The organism is Leeia aquatica (assembly GCF_012641365.1).
GTDB lineage: Bacteria > Pseudomonadota > Gammaproteobacteria > Burkholderiales > Leeiaceae > Leeia > Leeia aquatica.
In genome coordinates, this window is the sequence record NZ_JABAIM010000001.1 from 306,955 (window position 1) to 329,490 (window position 22,536).

Here is a 22,536-nt window from a genome sequence, read left to right on the forward strand (position 1 = left end):
CTACTTGATTCAAGTCTAACAACAAGTAGACAGGTTCGTCTACAATTCACGCATCATGACCGTCTCTCTCAGCGCCCGCGAGCGCATCCTGACTGCCGCACACGACTTGTTCTATCAACAAGGCATCCGTGCAACCGGGGTCGACCGCGTCATTGCTGCTGCCGGTGTAACCAAGGTCACCCTCTATCGCCATTTTCCCAGCAAGCAGGCGCTGGTGATGGCCTACCTTGATTACCGCCACCAGTTGTGGATGAACTGGCTGGATGAAGCCTTGTTGCGCCATGGAGGCCCCGCTGTCTCGCCCGCAACCTGCCTGACACACGCCATGCAGGAATGGTTTACCGCACCGGACTTCCGGGGCTGCGCCTTCATCAACGCCGTAACTGAGCTGGCCCATGAGTGGCCCGAGGTGGCAGTGTGCTGTCGTGCGCACAAACAGGACATGATCCAGCGGTTGGCTACCTTGCATGCAAGCACATCCGTCCCCCTCTGGGCACAGCGTGCGGCGCTGGTGGTGGATGGGGCCATCGTTCGCGCACAAAGTGGCGAGCCTTTGCCTGCGCTACTGCAGGACGTGCATGCACTGCTCGGTAGCACATCATGATTGCACCGTGGCTCCTGCTGCTGCGTGGCACGATCATAGGGTTGCTGCTGTTTTTATCCATGCACCTGGCCCGCCAGGCGCTCTCCGGAAAGCTCGCGGCGTTGTTGATGATTGGTACCACCAGCTGGCTATTGCATAACACCCCGCAACTGATCCCGGATGACACACCATGGCAATGGGGGCTGGCGGCCTTGTCAGGCGGTAATGCGGTTGTGCTGTGGCTCGTCAGTTGCAGCTGGTTTATGGATAGCTTCCGGCTTCGCGCTCACCACATCCTGCTCTGGTCACTGCTGGTGTTGATGGGCGGCCTGCGCTGCCATCTGGCAGGCGATCCAGACTTTCATTTTCTGCTCGGTTTGCATGATGGTGCCAACCTGTTATTTGCCGGTTTGGCACTTGTGCCTGTCATACAAGGCTGGTCAGGTGACCTGCTGACAATGCGCAGACAATTACGTGTCCAGCTGGCTATCACTGCCAGTCTCTATGCCGTGTTGCGCACCCTGGCGCAATTCTGGCCAGCCCTTGCCACACTCACCGAGTTTGCCTTGCTGGATACGCTGGTGCTGTTGCTGCTCTGTCTGTACGCGGCCTGCCGCTTGACGCGTCTGCTCCCCTTGCTGCAACCCGCGACGGCCCCGCCTTCACCACCCCCCACTCCGACAGACGCGGCTGAGAAGCAGCTGTTGCAGCGTTTACTGGACAGCATGCTGCGGGAAGTCTGGCATCGACAGGATAACCTGACCATGGGTCGCATGGCTGTCGGGCTTGGCATACCGGAATACCGGCTCCGACAACTGATCAATCAGCAGCTGGGCTTCCGCAACTTCAACCAATTCATCAACCATTACCGGATCGAATCCGCCAAGCAGCTGCTGGTCGATCCCGCATGGCAAAACCGTTCTATCGTCGACATTGCCTTCGAAGCGGGCTTCCAGTCGCTGGGGCCATTCAACCGGGCCTTCAAGGCAGCGACCCAACTCACCCCTCAGGCGTATCGCCAAAGCATGGCCTGAGCACCGTTTTCAGGATTTGACCAGCCGTTTTCAAGATCCGGCGAGACATCACGGCCCATCCGCTGACACTGCGCACTCCTCATCGTCCTTGCTGGAGCACGCCATGCGCAAACGCTTGTTATTGATCGCCCTGATATCCGTCTTGCTGGTGGCTTGTGGCATTGACCAACCCATGCGGGTGGCCAGCGCCTACACCAGCCGGGAGCTGTGCGGACAAGTGTTTGTCAATGGGCAAGCCGAGGATCAGGCGTATCAGCAACGGGTGGCAGCCTTGCCGGGTCTATCTACCGCCGACCCTTTGCTGAGTTATCGTGTGGACAGGCCACAGCAGCAGGTTGAGGCACGGCTACTGGGTCTGTATCACAGCAAGTCGGTTTATCACCCGAATTGGGGCTGCATGCTGGTACGCGATGAACAGGATGAAGCCACCCTCCGGCAATGGCCGGGTTGGTCAAGCTCCTCGGCTTTGCCAGAGCCTGCGCTGACGCTCACCCCGTCTGCCCCGCTGCAGCACGCGCTAGACGACGCTTTCGCGGAACACAAAGAGGCTCCTTTTAAGCACACTCAGGCCATAGTCATCATGCAGAACGGGCAGATCATCGCCGAGCGGTATGCACCTGGCTTTGGCCCGGACAGCCGCTTCCATGGTTTTTCCCTCAGCAAGTCGGTGACCAACGCGCTGATCGGCATTCTGGTACGGCAAGGCAAGCTGCACGTCGCGGAGCCGCTGGGCAGCCTGTGGCCAGACCCGTCGGACCCGCGCCATGCCTTGACCATTGATCACCTGCTACGACAGGACAGTGGGCTGGATATGGCGCAAAACTTTAGCGGCTACGATACAGACAGTCGCCTGACCTATCTTGAGCGTGATACCGCCGCCTATGCTGCGAGCCTCCCCCTGCTTCAGCCCCCGGGCAGCACCTGGACCTATTCTGATGGTCACTTTGCCTTGCTGTCCCGGCTTATCCGTGACCAGGCAGGTGGCACGCCAGCCGCCGTGCGGCAATTTGCCGAACAGCAGCTGTTTCACCCCATCGGGATGCAACAGGCCTTGATGGAGTTTGACCTCACCGGTACACCACTCGGTGCCAACAGCTTCCATGCCAGCGCACGTGACTGGGCGCGCTTTGGTCAGCTTTATTTGAATGATGGCGTGATCAACGGTCAACGCATCCTGCCCGAAGGTTGGGTGGCCTACAGCACACGCCAGACCCTCTCTACCGGCTATGCGGCAGGCTTCTGGCTGCAACAAGGAGAGGGCGACGCGCCTTGGGGCATGCCTTGGGGACTTCCCCATGCCCCAGCGGATACCTTCTTTGGCATGGGGTTCATGGGGCAATTTGTGGTGATCATCCCCTCCCGCCAGCTGGCGATCGTCAAGCTTGGCGCGGCACACCACCCGGATGGGCTCTTGCCGGGCATGGATCGACTGGTTGCTGCTGTGGTCGGCAGCCTGAACCCGCAGCAACCATTGTCAAGGAATGGCGGTCACGCCGGCAGGTATTGCGGCCCCGGCAGGCCATACAACCCAGTACTGCAAGGGCAGGCGCATCTTGCCCGCCAGCTCTCCCGCGGCCTCGCCAAAACCGGTAAACAGGTCAGCCCGCACCGTGCCGCGGATAGCGCCGCCAGTATCCTGCGCCATCACCAGGCGCCACACCGGCTGCTCCAAACCCGGCAAGCGGGTGGACAGCAGCACTGGCGTACCCAGCGGAATGCTTTGCGGATCGACTGCAATGCTGTAGCCCGCCGTCAGCGGCACACCCAGGCTGCCCAGCGGGCCATCGTTACTGGCCGGCATGGGTTTGAAGAACACATAGCTAGGGTTGCTGCCCAGCAGCGCAGCCACCCGGTCCGGATTACGTTGCGCCCATTGCTTGATGCCCTGCATGGAGGCACTGGCGGCGGTCATCTCGCCACGCTGCACCAGCTCGCGACCAATCGACACATAAGGGTGGCCATTCTGCTCGGCATAGCCCAGGCGCAGTTGCCCGCCTTGCGCCAGCTGGATACGCCCCGACCCTTGTACGTGCAGAAAGAACAAATCTACCGGATCGTCCACCCAGGCCAGAATCGGGGTATCGGCAGGCAGTTTGCCAGCATCGATCTCGGCACGGCTCAAGTAAGGCACCACCCGCTTGCCCTCCAGCCGGCCCCGAATACGATTGCCTTTGAGCGTGGGATACAAGGCTCCCAAATCAACCGTCAGCAGGTCTTTCGGTGTGCCATACACCGGATAACGAAAGCGGGCGGTCTGATTGGTACTACCTTGCAGCAAGGGCTCATAGTAGCCGGTCAGCATCCCCTCTGCCTGCCCTTCGGTGCTGCTGACCCGGTACAGGGTGAAGCGAGCCGGGTCTTGCAATACGGAAAGCGGTAGCACCGGCCATTGCTGGCAGGCTGCCCGCAAGGCTTCGTGCAGTTTGCTGCCCCCCTGGCAATTAAGCTGCCAAGCTTGTTGCAGGCCTGCCGTCTCCAGCTGCCCTGCAGCTACAGGCCACGGCACCGCTTGCCAGCGAATACCCGGCGGAGCTGTGGGCTCAGCCACCGGTTTGGGCATGGCTTCCGCCTTGCGTCCCCCGCCTGGCGGCACTGCGCTGCAGGCCAGCAGAAACGCACTCAATACCAGTACCACACCCCACCCTCGCATCACACCTCCTCAAAACAAACAAGGCACGCCGAGGCGTGCCTTGTTCATTCTAACCCTAACCGCGATCAGAAGGTATGCTGGATACCGATCTGGATGCTGCGCGGGTCCGAACCACGGGCAGTGGTGAAGGTGCTGCTGTTGTTGCCGCTGTAATCCACACCCGGTGCGCGACCGTTGATGAAGAAGTTGTATGCGGCGTTCTTCTGGTTCTTGAACTGGGCATAGGACGCGTACAGCGTGGTGCGCTTGGACAGGTCATAGGCGTATGACAGACCCAGATACTGGGAGCCAGTTTCAGTGGTACCTGACAGGTTTCCAGCACGCCCATAGGTCGCATAGACGTTATTTTTGCCCCAGCTGTGGCTAGCCGTCAGCGCCCACGCTGTACGGGATGGTGCGAGGTTGACGGAATAGCCATTAGCCCTTACCTTATTGACCAGCCCCATCAACTTCGGGTTAGGGTTGGCATTGTACTTAACCCGCTCAACAATAAAGCCAATGCGAGTAGCACCATTGAACAGGTAGCTGGCTGACAGCTTCACGCCAGTCTGAGTTGACTGGTTCCCGCCACCGACTGTTGCATTAGCATTAAGGATGGAGGGGCTCAGAGCTGTACCATTAGGATCTAGCGCAATATGCCTCGTACCAAAAGAATTGAATAGCATGTCGGCCAAGGCTGTGCCCAGCGAGCCATTCGAACCATGACCCGGTTCCAAGCCTGAGCCAGTAATGACGGTAGCTCCATCCAAACGGCGGATATAATCCAAGCCCAGTGCAAACGGGCCACTGTTATAGCCACCATGCAAAGCCCATGTCCGCTCGTTCGTACCATTGGTACTCTTGTTTTCAGCCGTTGCGTAAGCAGCGCGGAACTGGAAACCACCAAACTTCGGTGTGGTGTATTCCAGTACATTATCGAGGCGACCGCCTATGTAGCCAGCTGACCCACCCACGCCTGTCTTCGCTGCATTAGCAAGGAAAGGGACATACTGCTCGCCCGCACTATTGAATAGCCCCATCGTAGTCAACGAAATGGAGGATTTACCGCCGGCCAAATCACCCACAAACAGGTGCTCATGGTAGTAAACCGGCAGATGCCCCAAGCGGACCTGACCATAATCGTCCGACTTCAGACCAACAAAGGTGGTTGAGGAGCCCAGTTTGGTGGAAGAGTTACTGGTGTACGTCCCGTTGGCATCAATATTGTTGGTGCCCAGACCCGACCCATCAGGACTGATGGCAGATTCAATCTGCCAGATAGCTTCCAAGCCGTTCCCCAGATCTTCACGCCCTTTAAAGCCCAAGTTGGAAGCGTTATCGGTTACGCGCATCATGGATGGCGTATTCTGCCCACCAATGTTTACCGTACCAAAGGTAGGTGTTGACCCGTTCATCCCTGTAAAAGCAGCAGAATACGTGACTGGCGTACTCGCGCCCTTGGCGCTGATGCTCTCCACCGACATATTGATCTTGCCGTAAATCTCCACATTCTCGCTGTCTGCCAAGACAGACAGGCTGGCGCATGCGCCGAACACTGCCAAAGCAATCTTGCTGTGTTTCATCGTATCTCCTTCGTTATCGGACTGCTTGCCACTAACTGATGTAGGGGTCGATTTGATTCTGCCGAACGCAGGTTCACCAATCAAGCGCTTTGGTAAAAAAAAGTAAATGCTGATTCACGGTGTTGCGGGGCTGCAACCCCATGATTTTACTTAGCATACAAAGTCATGCAGCACACATGAATGCCAATTCACATATCTGTCATGCAGCCATCATGGCGTGTCGGTATAGTGGGGGAGAAACTGGACCTAAAGGAGGAGTTCCGATGCGTTACTTCGGTATGCTGCTGACCCTGCTGTTCAGCCTGTCTGCATCGGCTGGGGAGTATGTACTGGCGTTGAGCTGGCAGCCCCGTTTCTGTGCTACGCACACCGACAAGCCGGAGTGCCCTGCCACGGCAGCACGTCACCCGCTGACCTTGCACGGGTTGTGGCCGCAGCAGAACGAATACTGCCAGATACCCGCTGAGACCATTGCCAACGATCGCCAGCATCGCTGGGAGGCCCTACCGCAGCCCGCCACACAAACCGATACCCAGGCACAATTAGCGCAGGTGATGCCGGGGGTGCAGTCCTACCTGGACCGCCATGAGTGGGCCCGTCATGGCAGCTGCGCTGGCACGGATGCGGATACCTATTTCCGTCAAGCCATACGGCTGACCGAGCAGGTGCAGCAATCTCGTCTGGCCACCTTGTTGCGGCAGCAGCAAGGGCAAGCCATTCCCTTGCAAAGCTTGCAAAATGCCGCACGTGAACTGAATAGCCAGCGCAACAGCGTAGAGTTTCTGTGCGAGCAGCAGCAACTGACTGAGATCCGATTGCAGCTGCAGGCCGGGCAAGTGCAGCAGCTGCGGCTGGACATGGGCAATCCCCGCCCTTCTCGCCCGGCTCCACGCAAAGCCTTATGCCGCAGCGGGCTGGTGCAGCTGGCCCCCGTTCAGTGATCAGTACGGGCTAAACCAAAACGCCACCTTGCGGTGGCGTTTTGCTTGGGCAGAACCCGTTGCCCAATCAGCGTTTGCTGTTCAAGCGCGAAGCAATGCGCATGCGCAAGGCGTTCAGTTTGATGAAGCCACCTGCGTCGGCCTGATTGTAAGCACCGCCATCGTCATCAAAGGTGGCAATGTTCATGTCAAACAGCGAGTTGCTCTTCGAATCCCGGCTGACCACGATCACATTGCCCTTGTACAGCTTGAGGCGTACCCAGCCATTGACGGTCTGCTGGGTGTGGTCGATCAACACCTGCAGCGCCTTGCGCTCCGGTGCCCACCAGTAGCCGTTGTAAATCAGGCTGGCATAACGCGGCATGAGGTCATCCTTCAGGTGCGCCACTTCACGGTCCAGCGTGATGGATTCGATGGCACGGTGCGCCCGCAGCATGATGGTACCGCCCGGGGTTTCGTAGCACCCGCGGGATTTCATGCCGACATAGCGATTTTCCACCAGGTCCAGACGACCAATACCGTGTTTGCCACCCAGGCGGTTCAATTCGGTCAGCACCTGGGCCGGGCTCATGCGCTGGCCGTTCAGCGCCACGATGTCACCACGCTCGAATTCCACATCCAGATACTCTGCCTCATCCGGTGCCGCTTCCGGACTCACCGTCCAGCGCCACATGGCTTCTTCCGCCTCGGCGCTCGGGTTTTCCAGATGGCGACCTTCAAAGCTGATGTGCAGCAGGTTGGCATCCATTGAGTAGGGTGCGCCACCTTGCTTGTGCTTCATGTCAATCGGAATGCCCGCTTTTTCAGCATAGGTCAGCAGCTTCTCACGGGACAGCAAGTCCCACTCACGCCACGGTGCGACCACTTTCACATCCGGCTTCAAGGCGTAGTAGCCCAGTTCAAAGCGAACCTGGTCGTTGCCCTTGCCGGTGGCACCGTGGGACACCGCATCCGCCCCCACCTGGTTGGCAATCTCGATCTGACGCTTGGCGATCAGCGGACGCGCAATCGAGGTACCCAGCAGGTACTCACCCTCATAAATGGTGTTGGCACGGAACATGGGGAACACAAAATCCCGCACGAACTCTTCACGCAAATCATCAATGAAGATCTGCTTGACACCAAACATCTCCGCCTTCTTGCGGGCAGGCTCCAGCTCTTCACCCTGGCCAATGTCAGCGGTGAAGGTAACCACTTCACACTGATACGTATCCTGCAGCCACTTCAGAATCACCGAGGTATCCAGACCGCCGGAGTACGCCAGTACCACTTTTTTTACGTCAGACATGTTCTACCTTTCGTGCATCAATACCCGGTGGCGCTACGCGCCACCTCAATCATTCACCTGGCCCAGCAGCAGATACTCCATCAGGGCCTTCTGCGTATGCATGCGGTTCTCCGCCTCATCCCACACCACGCTTTGCGGGCCATCCAGCACCTCGGCAGAAACTTCCTCACCACGGTGTGCCGGCAGGCAGTGCATGAAGAGCGCATCCTTACGGGCCAGCGACATCAGCTCTGCTGTCACCTCATACGGCTCGAAGTCCACCTTGCGCTGCAGCGACTCCCGCTCAAACCCCATCGACACACACACATCGGTCGTCACGATGTCGGCACCGGCCACCGCCTCACGCGGGTCGTGCAGCTGTACAAAGTGTTTGTCATCATAGGTAGCGCCATCCACATCCTTGAACATATAGCCCTTGGGGGTGGCAGCGCGCAGCTGGAAGTTGAACAGCTTGGCGGCCTGCCGCCAGGTATAGGAAATATTGTTGGCATCCCCCACCCAAGCCACCACCTTGCCTTCAATCGAGCCACGATGCTCGATATAGGTAAAGATGTCCGCCAGAATCTGGCAGGGGTGGAATTCATTGGTCAATGCATTGATCACCGGCACTTTGGACACCGACGCAAAGCGCTCGACAATACGCTGCTCAAAGGTACGCACCATGACGATGTCCGTCATGCGCGACACCACGCGCGACACATCCTCAATCGGCTCGCCCCGCCCCAGCTGGGAGTCACTATTGGAAAGGAACAAGGCATGCCCGCCCAGCTGTGCCATCCCCGCCTCAAACGCCACCCGGGTACGGGTGGAGTTTTTCTCGAAGATCATGGTCAGCACCTTGCCCAACAGCGGACGATACAGCTCCCCGGCTTTCCAGCGGCGCTTCAGCTCAGCGGTTCGTCGGAACAGGTACTGATGTTCATCCAGAGTGAAATCGCTGAACTGCAAGAAGTGCTTGACCGCCATACCGGCTCCATTTCCCCAGAAACCCCGCTACATCCATAGCGGAAACATTGGCCACATCCGTGGCATGACACAACCGGGACACACGTCCCATGTCGCAAAAATATAAACTATTTCATAAAATGCGACATCAGGGCAAGCTGTGGGCACTACGGAGCGGAGGATGGTGCTAGAGGAATACCCATTCTGGTCTGCTCAACACATCGTTGCACTGCCCCCAACTGCCTATCACGAGACGCTGAGGCAGCTTCTTCACAAGCTTGTTTGATTGTCTGCACACTGGGGATCGCTCCGCGATATGGATGCTCAGGAGTCAAAACCGCCAAAAGCGTCAGTACCGTCGCAACCAGCCCCCCCATAACAAACAGCCAGATAGGTGTGTCATGCTCAGTACTGCCCTGCTCCGCCCTCACTTGGTTGAAGATGCGTAGCCCACCTGCCCACAGTGCACTAAGCCCTCCCCAGATCGCATAAAGCAGAAACAGAAACATGCCTCCAACAAAAACCAGGGATATCAACTTGCCTATGTATTCGCCTCGCACAACAAATACTATCGCCCCGAGTCCCAACACTCCCCAGAGCCCTACACTACGCCAGGTCAGTAACACTCGCCAACCACTTGCATAGGCACGGGGGAAATGGGTATTGATCCAGCGCTCACTCAGGTCTTCATCCAAAGCCACAAACCAACCCACCAGAGCACGATTAAGCCGGATAAACCTTTGGAGCGCGAGTGCTGTAAAAAACCCCGATATAATTGCCAGTATTACATTCGCACTCAGCACGACAGGCAACGGTAGCAGCCCGGCGATACCATGGTTCAGCATCAAACCGTTTGCCAGCCAGAACAACAGGAAAAAACAGATCATGCAGGAGATAGACAAGGACATGACGGGGTTCTGACCCAAGTGAGCATGCTTCTCACGCCAGAACGCTATCCCTCGCTGGTTAAACATATCCTGAAACGGTTTGGGAAACTGCTCGATCTCCTCGATCCGCTCTTCGGCAAACAGCTGGGCCTTGTGGTTCAATGCCCACAGCTTGAGTCGCCATCGAGGAACGGGATAGAACAAGCTCTGCATCACCTGTTGCTGGTGCATTCTTCCCCATGGCAACCTTGTTTTGGCGTGAGCCCGCCAGTCACTGATCAATACTTCATAGTCCGCATTGGACTGTGCCTCCCGTCGCATGCTGTACAGATACTCGATTTGCTGTCGGCTGCTTTTGGGAAGATGCGAAGGGTAGTCCTCCCATCCCATTTTTTCAAAAACTGTATTCAGCACCTCAAGTGACAGTGACGCCTGGAGACACAAGACAGTAGCCACATGCTCCTCAAGCCATTCATATTCCTCGAGCCCACTAGCACACTGGCTCTGTAATATTCTCAAGGCCATTCTGAGTTTGAATGTGCCTTGGTGCAAAGCGCTGGACAGCGTCTCACTCACCTCGCACAGCAGCAATTGCTTGCGTAATACCACCCAAGCCTGATGATGGTACAAAGGCAACTCGGACCGGCCCTCACGCCAGCCGTAATGCGCATCCACAGCCAGCAGCAATGGCAGGCAGGCAGGGTTCTGGGCGCACAGATACAGCAGCGAGCGCTCCCACTCCTGCCCCAGACTGAGTTGCAGGCGCGGGTCGGTCCAGATCTCGTTCAACGCCGACAGCAAGGCCTCCGGCTGCTCCAGCAAGGCAAGCACTTGCTGATACCACTGTCCAAGCGTGGTGGTACTGTCAGCACTGTGCAGCTCAATGCGCTCATCTGCATCGGCGGGCGGGGGGTCCTCTTCTAGTGTGGCCGCAAACTCGTTCCGGATAACGTCTTCGCCAAGCGGGGTTACAGGTGACCCCAAAGGCGCCTCTTGGGTAGCGCTTTCGACAAGCTCAGCCTCACCCTCTTCCTCTTCTTCCAGCATCCAGGCTGCACGTGCCAGCGCCTCATCATGCGCATCGCGCAGGCGCTGGAACGCCTCGGCATCGTCTTCCGGACGGTTGACTTTCAGCAACTTGGCATAGGCACGCTTGATCAGCCGTGTATCCGAGGTCGCCTCAATACCCAGTATCTCCCAGCAGCGGCTCATAGGTAGCTGTCACCCTCCACATCATCCAGTAGCCGTTTCAGGTCACGCCTCGCTTCTGCGACAATACGTTCATCTTGGGTTTCCAGTGCAGCCTGGAAGTTGCGTATCCATTCTCCGATTGCGGCGCGCAGATTGCCTAGCGTCTGCTGGAACAGGCGCTCAGCCCGGTTCAGCAGCACGGTATTCGGCAATTGCTCACGCGGGTGCAGCTTGAGGTCTTTCAGCGCTTCCAGCCGAGCATTGATCTCTTCCTGCGTGAGCAGGCCGGGGTTCTTTTCTACCACCAGCCGGTGCATCTCGCCCGTTGTGGGTACCTTCATCTGCGCTTCCAGCAGACCATCCACATCGTAGGTAAAGCGGATATCCAGGCTCACTTCGCCCGCCGGGCGACGGGGAATCGGCACATCCAGCTCACCCAGGAACACGTTGTCCTGCACCAGACGGGACTCGCCCTGAAAAATGCGGACTGACAGCAGCTCCTGATTGTCGTACATGGAGGAGACTGTTTTCTCCTTGCTGGTCGGCACCACCGCATTACGCTCGATAATGGGCAGGAAGATGCCATGCTGATACCGCCCGTGCGACAACTCTTCCGAAACAGCAATGCCCAGCGTATAGGGGCAAACGTCCGTCATCACCACTTCGTCCAGCGCGGCATCGCGCATCTTCAGCCCGGCCTGTACCGCAGCACCGCGTGCCACGATTTCGTCCGGGTTGAGGTGTACTGCAGGCAGGCGGCCAAACAGGCGCGCTACCAGTTTGCGCACGATGGGCATGCGGGTAGAGCCCCCCGCCAGCACCACCTGATCCAGCTCGGCAGAGCGAATCCGCGCATCGCGCAGGGCGCGCTCCACCGGGCCGCGCAGGCGGGTCAGCAAAGGCTCGGCCAGCACGGTAAACCGTGCTTCATTCACCGTCCAGCTATAGCTTTCGCCTTCCCACTCCAGCAGGAAGGTGGCTTCGTCCTGGCTGGTCAGCAGCCGCTTGACCCGCTCCCCTTCCTTGCGCAGCGCCTGCGCCAGCAGGGGTTGCGTGCCAATGCGGTCGATCAGGGGCTTGGCGGCTTCTTTCAGGAAGGCTTCGATCAGAATCTGCACAAAATCTTCGCCGCCCAGCTGGTTATCCCCGGCGCTGGCGCGAACCTCCATCACCCCGTCAAACAGCTCCAGCACGGAAACGTCAAAGGTGCCGCCGCCCAGGTCGAATACCAGAAACTTGCTCTCGACCGGGCCCAAGTGCAGGCCATAGGCCAGCGAAGCGGCGGTCGGTTCATTGAGCAGGCGCTGCACATTCAGGCCGGCCATCTCACCCGCCACCCGAGTGGCTTTACGCTGAGCATCGCTGAAGTAGGCCGGGACCGTGATGATGGCTTCGCTGACACTCTCACCCAGATACCGTTCGGCATCTTCCTTCAGGGCCTTGAGCACAAAGGCAGACAACTCCTCGGCGCGGAAACTGCGCTTGCCCAGACGGACTTCATGGTTGGTGCCCATATAGCGCTTGAATACCGCGGCTGTGCGCTCCGGGTGAAACAGCAGCCGTTCCTTGGCGGCTTGGCCCACCAGAATGTGATCTTGCTCATCGAGCGCAACCACTGATGGCGTCAACACTTCGCCCAGCACATTGGGTATCAGTTCCGCTTTGCCATCGCGCCAGATGGCGACCAGGCTGTTGGTCGTTCCCAGATCAATGCCGATAATCATGATGCTCAGCTGAAAAAGAAAAGGGCCATTCTAGCAAATGGCCCTGACCGTGATACAGGCATATGCAAAACAGGATTACGCAACCGTCAGAACAAGCTGTCTGTCCGTTGCCCGCGCTTGAGGAAAGGCTTGCCCTTGCGCGCCCGCTTGCCGGTGTACTCGGTAAAGCGTTCACCTTCCAGCGTGACATTTTCTGACCGTCCGGTCCGCAAGGTGATATTGACCTCAAAGCGCGCACTATCGCACCAGTACAGATTGGCCAGGCGGTCGTCCGCATCCAGCGTCGACAGAATCACGCCGCGCCCCTTGGGCAATTGCTTGATCTCCGGCGCAGACACCAGCAGCAGCTTGCCCGCGTCAGACAAGAAGCCAAACCAGCCTGCATCTCGTGCCTCCGGTACTGGCAACGGTGGCAATGGTACTTCGCCGGCTTCCAGCGACATGAACACTTTACCCGCGCGCTGACGGGTCATCAGGTCTGACGCCTTGCAGACAAAGCCATAGCCGCCGCTATTGGCCACCAGCAAGGCTTGTTCAGGAGCCGCGGAGAATACCTGCGCCACCTTGGCTTTGTCCTGCAGCTCTACCAGGGTGCTCAGCGGTACGCCGTCCCCACGCCCAGTGGGCACATCCACCGGGTCGATCTGGTAGCTGCGCCCCTTGCTGTCAATCAGCAGCAGCGGGTGAATGGTGCGGGTTTCCACCATTGCCAGCAGGCTATCGCCTTCCTTGAAGCCCAGATTGGCCGCCTCAATACCATGGCCGCTGCGTGCGCGTAGCCAGCCGTTGCGCGACACAATCAGCGTCACCGGCTCATTCGGTACCACTTTGCTGCTGCCGGCCCGCTCAGCGGCTTCGATATGGGTACGGCGTGCATCGCCAAAGCGCTCGGTATCGGCACGAATCTCGTCGATCACCAGTTGACGGCGAGCGCCTTCGTCCCCCAGCAAGTGTCGCAGGCTGGCCTCTTCTTCGCGCAGTGCGTTCAGCTCGCTCTCGATCTTGAAGCCTTCCAGCCGGGCCAGTTGCCGCAGCCGGATCTCCAGAATGTCCTCCGCCTGAATCTCGGATAGACCAAACGCCGACATCAGTGCCGGTTTCGGCTCATCCGATTCACGGATCACCCGGATCACGTCCTCGATATGCAGAAAGGCGATCATGCGGCCATCCAGAATATGGATGCGCTTTTCCACCTGTTGCAAGCGATGTTGCAAGCGGCGGGTCACGGTATCGCAGCGATACTGGCCCCACTCGGCCAGAATCTGCTTCAGGTTCTTTTGCTGCGGTCGTCCGTCCAGCCCCAGCATCACCAGGTTCAGTGAAGCGGTCCCTTCCAGGCTGGTATGGCTGAGCAAGGCGGCCATGAAAGCCTGCGGGTCCACCGTGCGTGACTTGGGTTCCAGGATCAGCCGCACCGGGTTGTTCTGGTCGGAATCGTCGCGCACTTTGTCCAGCAGCCCCTGCATCAGGGTCTTCAGGGTTTGCTGCTCAGTGGTCAGGCTCTTCTTGCCGGCCTTGACCTGTGGGTTGGTGGCCTCTTCAATCTCCAGCAGTACTTTCTGCGCCGAAGTGCCCGGTGGCAATTCGGTGACGATCACCCGCCACTGCCCACGCGCCAGTTGCTCCACCTCCCAGCGGGCACGCACCCGTATGCTGCCACGGCCACTCTCATAAGCCGACTGCAGCTCGGCATCCGTGCTGATGATCTGCCCGCCTCCCGGGAAATCCGGTGCCGGTACCATGCTGCGCAAGGCCGCCACATCCAGCTCCGGCTGCTCCAGCAGTGCAATGGCCGCAGCGGCCACTTCCTTCAGATTATGCGGCGGGATTTCGGTCGCCATTCCCACCGCAATGCCGGAAGCACCATTGAGCAAGACCATGGGCAAACGAGCGGGCAGCAAGGCCGGCTCCTGGCTAGTACCATCGTAGTTGGGGATGAAATCGACCGTACCCTGATCCAGCTCGGACAGCAGCAGCTCGGCAAACGGCGTCAGCCGGGCTTCGGTATAGCGCATGGCAGCGGCACCATCACCGTCGCGGCTACCAAAATTGCCTTGCCCGTCCACCAGCGGGTAGCGCATCACAAAATCCTGCGCCAGGCGCACCATGGCATCGTAGGCTGCGGTATCACCATGCGGGTGATAATTACCCAGCACCTCACCCACTACCTTGGCACTCTTCACGTGCTTGGCACCCGCCGTAAGCCCCATGCGGCGCATGGCGTACAGGATGCGGCGCTGCACCGGCTTCTGGCCATCGGCCACTTCCGGCAGCGCGCGGCCCTTGACCACGCTCATCGCGTATTCCAGATACGCCCGCTCAGCGTATGCCCCCAGCGACAGTGCATCATCCGGCAAGCCCGCCCCCAGCACAGGAGTGGTCGTTACGGGCGGCGGTGCATCGCTGCCTTCTGCAGTGGGCAGATCATGCAAATCGTTCATTCTTGTTCTTCCTGTACTGCGTCACCGCTTCAGATGTCCACGTCCACTTCGTTGCCATGCCGTTCCATCCATTCGCGACGGCCCGCGGCTTCACCCTTGCCCATCAGCATGCCCATCAAACGCAAGGTCTCCGCCTCCGCGCCATCCTCAATCGACACCCGATACAAGCGGCGGGTATCCGTCGCCATGGTGGTTTCCTTCAGCTGGTCGGCATTCATTTCACCCAGGCCCTTGAAACGGCTGACGGTAATGGCTTCAGCCTTCACGCCCTCATCACGCAGGCGGGCCAGCATGCCATCCCGTTCATCCTCATCCAGCGCATACAGCTTGCGTGCCGGGCGCGCCTTGCCTTGCCCCGCCACATCCACCCGGAACAGCGGCGGCTTGGCGACGTAGAGGTGTCCGGCGGCAATCAGCTGCGGGAAATGGCGGTAGAACAGCGTCAGCAGCAGCACCTGAATATGCGAGCCATCGACATCGGCATCCGACAGAATGATGACTTTGCCGTAACGCAGATTGGCCAGCACGCTGGCAGGTTCGCTCAGATCATGCGGGTCCACGCCGATGGACGCCGCGATATCCGCAATTTCCCGGTTGGCAAACAGCTGGTCACGCGGGGTTTCAAAGGCATTAAGTACCTTGCCGCGCAAGGGCAGTATCGCCTGATACTCCTTGTCGCGTGCCAGTTTGGCGGAGCCCCCGGCAGAGTCCCCTTCCACCAGAAACAGCTCGTTGCGTTCAATATCCTCCGAACCGCAATCGGTCAGCTTGCCGGGCAGGATGGCAATGCCGGAGCTCTTGCGACGTTCGACCTTCTTGCCGGAGCGCAGCCGGTTCATGGCCTGGGCGATAGCCAGCTCAGCCAGCTTGCGGCCCTCGTCCACGTGCTGGTTCAACCACAGCTCAAACGGGGTCTTGACCATGCTGGCGACCAGCTTGAGGGCCTCACGGCTGTTCAGGCGCTCCTTGGTCTGGCCCTGGAACTGTGGGTCCAGCACTTTAGCGGACAACACGTAGCGCACCTTGCTCCACACATCCTCCGCTTGCAGCTTGACCCCACGCGGCAGCAGGTTGTGGTGGTCGATGAACTCGCGTAACGCCTCAAACAGGCCCGTACGCAGGCCCGCCTCATGCGTGCCACCCAATGCAGTCGGGATCAGATTGACATAGGATTCGCCACTACCGGCTTCCGGCGTCCACGCCACCGCCCATGCTGCGCCTTCGCCTTCCGCAAAGGTGTCACTGTCGCCCGGTTTGCCACAGTAGCGTGCATCCGAAAAGATGGGTACCAGCAGCTCGCTCTCGGCACACAGCTCCGCCAGATAGCCGGGCAAACCTTGCGGGTAATTCCAGCTGCGTACCTCCTCAGTGCCATCGTGCTTTTCTACGGTCAAGTTGACGGAAATGCCCGGCAGCAGCACGGCCTTGGCGCGCAGCAGGCGTTCCAGTTCCTGCATGGATACTTTGGGGGACTCGAAGTAACGTGCATCCGGCCACACGCGAACCCGGGTACCGCTACGGCGCTGACCACAGGTACCCGTCACCTGCAACGGCTCCACCACATCACCACCGGCAAACACCAGGCGATGAACCTGCCCTTCGCGCATCACCTCAACTTCCAGCCGAGTAGACAGCGCATTGGTCACAGACACACCAACACCATGCAGACCACCGGAGAAGCTGTAGGCGCCACCATCTTTCTTGTTGAACTTGCCCCCGGCATGCAAGCGGGTGAATACCAGCTCCACCACCGGAACCTGCTCTTCTGGATGCAGGCCGACCGGGATGCCCCGACCATCATCGGCCACCGTGAGCGAACCATCCCGATGCAGGGTGACCTCGATCCGCTTGGCAAAGCCTCCCAGGGCTTCATCCGCTGCGTTATCAATCACTTCCTGACAGATATGGGTCGGGTCCGTGGTGCGGGTATACATCCCCGGCCGTTCTTTCACCGGCTCCAGCCCTTTCAGGACCCGGACCGATGATTCGTCATATACCTTGCTCATCCCCTGCGCCTTGGTTGCTTCGCGGCCCAGACCGCAAACAGAACGATCGTACCATATTGCATATTTCCGCTCAAACGACCACCAAGCGGTGGGTCGTTGTCACAGATAGCGCCATGTCATGTCGGCACGCATTTTGCCATAGCTGGCTGGCGAACTGGGGATGCTGCACAACAGCAATGTGCAGGCGTTTTTTCGTGTGACTTCACAAAATTTCATATTCAGTATATTGTATCCACACAAGGAGAATTCATGCGCCGCCCTACCCCCCAGCAACAGCGTCGCAATGCCCTGCTCAGCCAGATGGAGAGCGGCATTGCCATTATTCCGAATGCCTTCCAGCCTCGCCGTGAGGATGACCCCTCACGCTACACGACCTGGATCTATGGCCTGAGCGTGTTCATGCCGGATAGCGACTTCTGGTACCTGACCGCTTTTCCGGAGCCCGAATCGGTACTGGTGCTGATCGCCGGTGCGCAACCGCAAAGCATCCTGTTCTGTCGGCCTCGGGATGAGGAACAAGAACTATGGTGGGGCAAGCGCATTGGCCCCGAGCAGGCCCAGGAACGGTTTGGCTTTGACGCCTGCTACAGCATGGATGAGCTGGATACTCGCCTGCCCCAGTTGATGCAAGGCCATTCCCGACTGCATTACGCCTTTGGCGCGGATGCAGGCTGGGATCAGCGCGTCTATCAGGCCCTGAACCAGCTGCGCCACCCCAAGGCCAGCCGCGGCGGCAGCGTTTTTCCGACGGAGACGGTCGACATCCGGCGCAACATTCACGCCATGCGCCGCATCAAGGATGCTGCCGAGATCGACATCATGCGCAAGGCGGTGAACATCTCCGTTGCGGCACACCTGCGCGCGATGCGCGCCTGCCAGGCCGGCTTGTATGAGTACCAGCTGGAAGCCGAGCTGCAATATGTGTTCCGTCACCACGGTGCCTGGGGGCCGTCGTACAACAGTATCGTGGCATCCGGCCCAAATGCCTGCTTGCTGCACCATGTCGACAATGACCGCCAGATGCAGTCCGACGAGCTGGTCTTGATTGACGCCGGTGCTCGCTTTGATGGCTATTGTGCGGACCTGACCCGCACACTGCCCGTTTCCGGGCGTTTTACCGGCCCGCAGCGCGATATCTATGATCTGGTGCTCTCGGCCGAAGTCGCAGCCATCGACGCCATTCGGCCTGGCCGCCCCATGAATACCGCTCAGCAAACCCATGTTCGCATCCTGTCGCAAGGACTGCTGGACCTCGGGCTCTGCCAGGGCAGCCTGGATGGTGTGATCGAGCGTGAAGACTACAAGCGCTTCTACATGCATGGCCCGGGCCATTTCCTGGGGATTGATACCCACGATGCCGGGCGTTATCACAATGCTCAGGGTGAATGGCTGAACTATCAGCCCGGCATGACCCTGACAGTTGAGCCGGGTCTGTACATCCGCCCGGCGGACAACATCCCGGAAGCCTTCTGGCACATCGGTGTGCGGGTAGAGGACAACCTGTTGGTTACCGAACATGGTGTCGAAGTCCTGTCTGCAGACTTGCCCAAGTCTGCGACAGACATCGAAGCCATCATGCGGGACGGCGCATTGCATTAATCCGTCCAGCTGTACGCAGCCAGCCCCCCGGCATAGAGGGGGCGGCTTGAGGACTATCGCAGTTTGACAACATTGAGGACGCACCACATGAAACGTACTGCTCTCGCCCTGTGGGCCGGGATGGGCTTGCTCAGCCTGAACGCCTACGCTGCCAAAACCCTGACGGTTTGCACCGAAAACTCACCGCAAGGTTTTGATATTGCCCAGTATGACGCCATTGTCACCATGGATGCCTCCATGGAACCCCTGTACAACCGCCTGGTGGAATTTGAACGCGGCACCACCAAAGTCGTGCCGGGGTTGGCGGACAGCTGGGAGATTTCCCCGGATGGTCTGACCTACACCTTCAAGCTGCACAAAGGGGTGCAATTCCACAGTACGGACTACTTCAAGCCTACACGCCCGATGAATGCAGACGACGTGGTGTTCTCTTTTCAGCGCATGATTGACCCGAATCACCCGTGGCACAAACTGGCCAAGGCGGGCTTCCCCTATGCGGAGTCCATGGAATTTTCCAAGCTGGTGAAGTCGGTAGAAAAGCTGGATGACTACACGGTACGCGTGACGCTGAATCGTCCGGAAGCCCCGATGATTGCAAACCTCGCCATGGGCTTTGCCTCCATCTTCTCCGCGGAGTATGCGGCCCAGCTGCTGAAAGACAACCGTTCAGAAGACCTGAACAGCAAACCGATTGGCACCGGGCCGTTCATCCTCAAGCGTTATGAAAAGGATGCACAGGTACGCTATGTGGCACACCCGACCTACTTCCGTGGTCGCGCCAAGCTGGACAACCTGATCTTCGCCATCACCACCGACCCGATCGTTCGCATGCAGAAGCTCAAGGCCAATGAGTGCCAGATTGCACTGTACCCCAAGCCGACGGAAGTGCCGGTGCTGAAGGAAGACCCGAATCTGCGCGTGGTCAGCATGAATCAGCTGAACATCAGCTACCTGGCCTTCAACGTGGAGCACAAGCCGCTCAACAACAAGCTGGTGCGTCAGGCACTGTCACACGCAGTGGACAAGCAGAGCTATATCAAGGCGCTGTTTGGTGTTGGCAATGCCATCCCGGCCGTCAACCCGTTCCCGCCGTCCATGTGGGGTTACAACAAGTCGACCAAAGACTACGAGTACAACCCGGAAAAAGCCAAGGAACTGCTGGCCAAAGCGGGCTATCCGAATGGCTTTGACCTGACCATCTGGACCCGTATTGGTGGCGCCTCCAACCTGCCCAATGCCAAACTGGCTGCTGAAATGGTGCAGGCCGACTGGAAGAAGATCGGGGTGAATGCCACCATCCAGCAGCTGGAATGGGGCGAAGTGCTCAAGCGTACCCGCAAGGGCGAACATGACACCATGTTCATTGGCTGGACCGGCGACAATGGCGATCCGGACAACTTCATGACACCGATCCTGTCCTGCCAGGCCGCTCAGAGTGGTGACAACCGCGCGCGCTGGTGCAACCAGGAATTTGATACCTTGCTGGACAAGGCCAAAGCCACCTCAAACGTCAAGCAGCGCACCCAGCTGTATGAAACGGCGCAAAAACTGTTCAAGGATGAAGCGCCGTGGTTGACGTTGGTTCACCCGTCCGTGTTCGTAGCGACCCGCAAGAATGTCAGCGGTTATGTGATGAACCCGCTGGGGACCAACAACTACTACAAAGTTACCGTACAGTAAGCTGAACTCTCGCTCTCTCCTCTCTCTGTACGTTAGGGTGGCGCAAGCCACCCGGGTCGCCAGCAGCACGTTGAACACCTTGGCCGGTGTCGGCGTGCCCCCCCCTGTTGGCGACCCCTTTTTTGCTCAGCGCAGCAACAGATCAAGCGGCAAGCGACCCGCTGCCTTGGTCTCGCGCAGGGAAAAGCTGGAGTAAACCTCCTTGACGCCCGGCAAGGCGCGCAGCACCTGCCTGGCAAAATCGCCAAATGACGCGAGATCCGCTGCCACCACGGTCAGCAGAAAATCATAACGTCCGGTGACGTTATGGCAGGACAGAATCTGCGGCACCTCGGCCACGGCGGCCTCAAACTCCTGCCCCAGATCGACGCGGTGGTTCTCCAGCATCACGCTGACAAACGCCGTCACGCCGAAGCCCAGCTTCACCGGGTCCAGCTCTGTGCGGTAGCCCCGGATATAACCCTCATCCTCCAGCCGCTTCACCCGCCGCCAGCAGGGCGAGGGGGTCAATGCCACTTTCTCAGCCAGCTCGGCACTGGACAAGCGCGCCTGCCCTTGCAGCGCTTGCAGGATCCAGACATCGGTGCGGTCCAGCCGGTTTTCACTCATGCCATCACCTCAATCAGCGAGATGAAAAGATCATCCTGCATAACGGCAGTTCAATGCAATATCTTTGCGCAATATTATTTTTATGAACACTAAATCACATCATTTCTGCGCAGGGACAAACGTATCATGGCTTTAATAACACGCTGTGGCGGCGCGTATCCGCCCTCAACCGGAGAGAGACATGACTACCCCCAAGACTGCAGGTTTTGCTACCCGCGCCATCCATCACGGCTACAACCCGGCAGATCATCAGGGTGCACTGGTACCGCCGGTCTACATGACTTCCACCTTTGCGTTCCCGACTGCCGAATATGGCGGGCAGTGTTTTGCCGGTGAAGCGCCGGGTTACATCTACACCCGTATTGCCAACCCGACACTGAATTTGCTGGAGCAACGGCTGGCCGTGCTGGAAGGTGGCGAGGCTGCCGTCGCATTTGCATCCGGTATGGGTGCGGTGACCGCCACCCTGTGGAGCCTGCTGCAACCCGGTGATGAAATCATCGTCGACGAAACCCTGTACGGATGCACCTATGCGTTCCTGCATCACGGCATTGGCCGCTTTGGTGTGCAGGTGCGGCATATAGACCTGACCCGCCCTGAATTGCTGAAAGAGGCCATGGGGCCGCACACCCGAATGGTGTATTTTGAAACCCCAGCCAACCCCAATATGCGCATGGTGGACATTGCGGCCATCAGCCAGATCGCCCATGACGGTCAGGCTTTGGTGGTGGTGGACAACACCTACTGCAGCCCTTACCTGCAGCAGCCCTTGCAACTGGGTGCCGATGTCTCCTTGCACTCCGCCACCAAATACCTGGGTGGGCATGGCGACCTGACGGCCGGGATCGTGATCTGCAATGCTGAGCTGGCGCAGCGGATCCGCCTGGTAGGGCTGAAAGACATGACGGGTGCGGTCATGTCACCGCAAGACGCCTACCTGATCCTGCGTGGCTTGAAGACATTGGCCTTGCGCATGGAGCGCCATTGCGACAATGCGGAGAAAATGGCCGCGCTGCTGGCGGCCCATCCCGCGGTGGAACAGGTGTATTACCCCGGCCTGCCGGGTTTCCCGCAACGCGAGCTGGCGGCACGGCAGATGCGCCGTGCTGGCGGCATGATTGCTTTTGAACTGAAAGGCGGCGAAGCCGCAGGGCGTCGCTTCATCAACGCACTGCAGATGGTGACCTGTGCCGTAAGCCTGGGTGACGCCGAAACGCTGGCCCAGCATCCAGCCAGCATGACCCACTCCACCTATACACCGGAGGAGCGGGCTCAGCACTTCATCAGCGAGGGCTTGATCCGCCTGTCTGCCGGGCTGGAGGACGCCGAAGACATCTTGGCGGACCTTGAACAGGCGCTGGATCAGTTACGCTAAGCATGTGACCCGGCGTGCCCC

The 22,536-nt window shown here is 58.9% G+C and carries 15 protein-coding genes and 1 pseudogene; 7 read left to right on the forward strand and 9 right to left on the reverse strand.

Translation table 11 applies throughout. The features are described 5' to 3' along the window. The first annotated feature begins 55 nt into the window (after window positions 1–55). The 3 genes and pseudogenes from HF682_RS01335 to HF682_RS18065 all read left to right on the forward strand — a co-directional run. Window positions 56–604, forward strand: a complete 549-nt coding sequence (locus HF682_RS01335; RefSeq protein ID WP_168875460.1) for a TetR/AcrR family transcriptional regulator — start codon at window positions 56–58, stop codon at window positions 602–604. After that, window positions 601–1,617 (forward strand): helix-turn-helix domain-containing protein, encoded by a 1,017-nt coding sequence (locus HF682_RS01340; RefSeq protein ID WP_168875461.1) that lies wholly within the window; start codon window positions 601–603, stop codon window positions 1,615–1,617. The genes HF682_RS01335 and HF682_RS01340 overlap by 4 nt, the downstream gene beginning before the upstream one ends. 580 nt (window positions 1,618–2,197) lie before the next feature. Further along, window positions 2,198–2,998, forward strand: a pseudogene (locus tag HF682_RS18065) (serine hydrolase domain-containing protein); the annotation flags it as partial. A gap of 93 nt (window positions 2,999–3,091) precedes the next feature. On the opposite strand, the gene mltA reads toward HF682_RS18065, so the two are convergent. After that, entirely contained in the window at window positions 3,092–4,267 is a 1,176-nt protein-coding gene (mltA, locus tag HF682_RS01350) for a murein transglycosylase A (RefSeq protein ID WP_168875462.1), read from the reverse strand. 65 nt (window positions 4,268–4,332) lie between these two features. Beyond that, complete coding sequence (locus HF682_RS01355; protein ID WP_168875463.1) at window positions 4,333–5,829, reverse strand: porin; 1,497 nt, start codon at window positions 5,827–5,829, stop codon at window positions 4,333–4,335. A 263-nt stretch (window positions 5,830–6,092) separates the two neighbouring features. Between HF682_RS01355 and HF682_RS01360 the strand changes: the two genes are divergently transcribed. Further along, on the forward strand, window positions 6,093–6,770 hold the full coding sequence (locus HF682_RS01360) for a ribonuclease T2 family protein (RefSeq protein WP_168875464.1): 678 nt from the start codon (window positions 6,093–6,095) through the stop codon (window positions 6,768–6,770). 67 nt (window positions 6,771–6,837) lie between these two features. Here the strand turns inward: HF682_RS01360 and HF682_RS01365 are convergent, their stop codons facing one another. From HF682_RS01365 to parE, 6 genes are all read right to left on the reverse strand, one after another. Further along, a complete protein-coding gene (locus HF682_RS01365; protein WP_168875465.1) occupies window positions 6,838–8,058 on the reverse strand; it encodes an argininosuccinate synthase in 1,221 nt (406 codons plus the stop codon). Between the two features lie 45 nt (window positions 8,059–8,103). Next, the gene (gene argF, locus HF682_RS01370) at window positions 8,104–9,024 is read right to left on the reverse strand and encodes an ornithine carbamoyltransferase (RefSeq protein ID WP_168875466.1); all 921 of its coding nucleotides are present in this window, start codon (window positions 9,022–9,024) and stop codon (window positions 8,104–8,106) included. 146 nt (window positions 9,025–9,170) lie between these two features. Then, window positions 9,171–11,102, reverse strand: a complete 1,932-nt coding sequence (locus HF682_RS01375; protein WP_168875467.1) for a J domain-containing protein — start codon at window positions 11,100–11,102, stop codon at window positions 9,171–9,173. After that, window positions 11,099–12,805 (reverse strand): molecular chaperone HscC, encoded by a 1,707-nt coding sequence (locus tag HF682_RS01380; protein WP_168875468.1) that lies wholly within the window; start codon window positions 12,803–12,805, stop codon window positions 11,099–11,101. Before HF682_RS01380 ends, HF682_RS01375 begins: the two co-directional genes overlap by 4 nt. An 86-nt stretch (window positions 12,806–12,891) precedes the next feature. Further along, complete coding sequence (gene parC / locus HF682_RS01385) at window positions 12,892–15,246, reverse strand: DNA topoisomerase IV subunit A (RefSeq protein ID WP_168875469.1); 2,355 nt, start codon at window positions 15,244–15,246, stop codon at window positions 12,892–12,894. Between the two features lie 29 nt (window positions 15,247–15,275). Then, complete coding sequence (gene parE / locus HF682_RS01390) at window positions 15,276–17,252, reverse strand: DNA topoisomerase IV subunit B (protein ID WP_168875470.1); 1,977 nt, start codon at window positions 17,250–17,252, stop codon at window positions 15,276–15,278. A gap of 249 nt (window positions 17,253–17,501) precedes the next feature. Here parE and HF682_RS01395 point away from each other — a divergent pair, with 249 nt between their 5' ends. Beyond that, window positions 17,502–18,851 (forward strand): aminopeptidase P N-terminal domain-containing protein, encoded by a 1,350-nt coding sequence (locus HF682_RS01395; RefSeq protein ID WP_168875471.1) that lies wholly within the window; start codon window positions 17,502–17,504, stop codon window positions 18,849–18,851. An 87-nt stretch (window positions 18,852–18,938) separates the two neighbouring features. After that, window positions 18,939–20,531: an ABC transporter substrate-binding protein gene (locus HF682_RS01400; RefSeq protein WP_168875472.1), complete on the forward strand. Its 1,593-nt coding sequence runs from the start codon at window positions 18,939–18,941 to the stop codon at window positions 20,529–20,531. A gap of 126 nt (window positions 20,532–20,657) precedes the next feature. Here HF682_RS01400 and HF682_RS01405 read toward each other — a convergent pair whose 3' ends face one another. Next, a complete protein-coding gene (locus HF682_RS01405) occupies window positions 20,658–21,140 on the reverse strand; it encodes an Lrp/AsnC family transcriptional regulator (protein ID WP_168875473.1) in 483 nt (160 codons plus the stop codon). 181 nt (window positions 21,141–21,321) lie between these two features. Between HF682_RS01405 and HF682_RS01410 the strand changes: the two genes are divergently transcribed. After that, a complete protein-coding gene (locus tag HF682_RS01410; protein WP_168875474.1) occupies window positions 21,322–22,515 on the forward strand; it encodes a methionine gamma-lyase in 1,194 nt (397 codons plus the stop codon). The last annotated feature ends 21 nt before the right edge of the window (window positions 22,516–22,536 follow it).

Coding starts and splice junctions, on each gene's coding strand:
- HF682_RS01335 (WP_168875460.1), top strand. CDS start 56: ATGACCGTCTCTCTCAGCGCCCGCGAGCGCATCCTGACTGCCGCACAC.
- HF682_RS01340 (WP_168875461.1), top strand. CDS start 601: ATGATTGCACCGTGGCTCCTGCTGCTGCGTGGCACGATCATAGGGTTG.
- mltA (WP_168875462.1), bottom strand. CDS start 4,267: ATGCGAGGGTGGGGTGTGGTACTGGTATTGAGTGCGTTTCTGCTGGCC.
- HF682_RS01355 (WP_168875463.1), bottom strand. CDS start 5,829: ATGAAACACAGCAAGATTGCTTTGGCAGTGTTCGGCGCATGCGCCAGC.
- HF682_RS01360 (WP_168875464.1), top strand. CDS start 6,093: ATGCGTTACTTCGGTATGCTGCTGACCCTGCTGTTCAGCCTGTCTGCA.
- HF682_RS01365 (WP_168875465.1), bottom strand. CDS start 8,058: ATGTCTGACGTAAAAAAAGTGGTACTGGCGTACTCCGGCGGTCTGGAT.
- argF (WP_168875466.1), bottom strand. CDS start 9,024: ATGGCGGTCAAGCACTTCTTGCAGTTCAGCGATTTCACTCTGGATGAA.
- HF682_RS01375 (WP_168875467.1), bottom strand. CDS start 11,102: ATGAGCCGCTGCTGGGAGATACTGGGTATTGAGGCGACCTCGGATACA.
- HF682_RS01380 (WP_168875468.1), bottom strand. CDS start 12,805: ATGATTATCGGCATTGATCTGGGAACGACCAACAGCCTGGTCGCCATC.
- parC (WP_168875469.1), bottom strand. CDS start 15,246: ATGAACGATTTGCATGATCTGCCCACTGCAGAAGGCAGCGATGCACCG.
- parE (WP_168875470.1), bottom strand. CDS start 17,252: ATGAGCAAGGTATATGACGAATCATCGGTCCGGGTCCTGAAAGGGCTG.
- HF682_RS01395 (WP_168875471.1), top strand. CDS start 17,502: ATGCGCCGCCCTACCCCCCAGCAACAGCGTCGCAATGCCCTGCTCAGC.
- HF682_RS01400 (WP_168875472.1), top strand. CDS start 18,939: ATGAAACGTACTGCTCTCGCCCTGTGGGCCGGGATGGGCTTGCTCAGC.
- HF682_RS01405 (WP_168875473.1), bottom strand. CDS start 21,140: ATGAGTGAAAACCGGCTGGACCGCACCGATGTCTGGATCCTGCAAGCG.
- HF682_RS01410 (WP_168875474.1), top strand. CDS start 21,322: ATGACTACCCCCAAGACTGCAGGTTTTGCTACCCGCGCCATCCATCAC.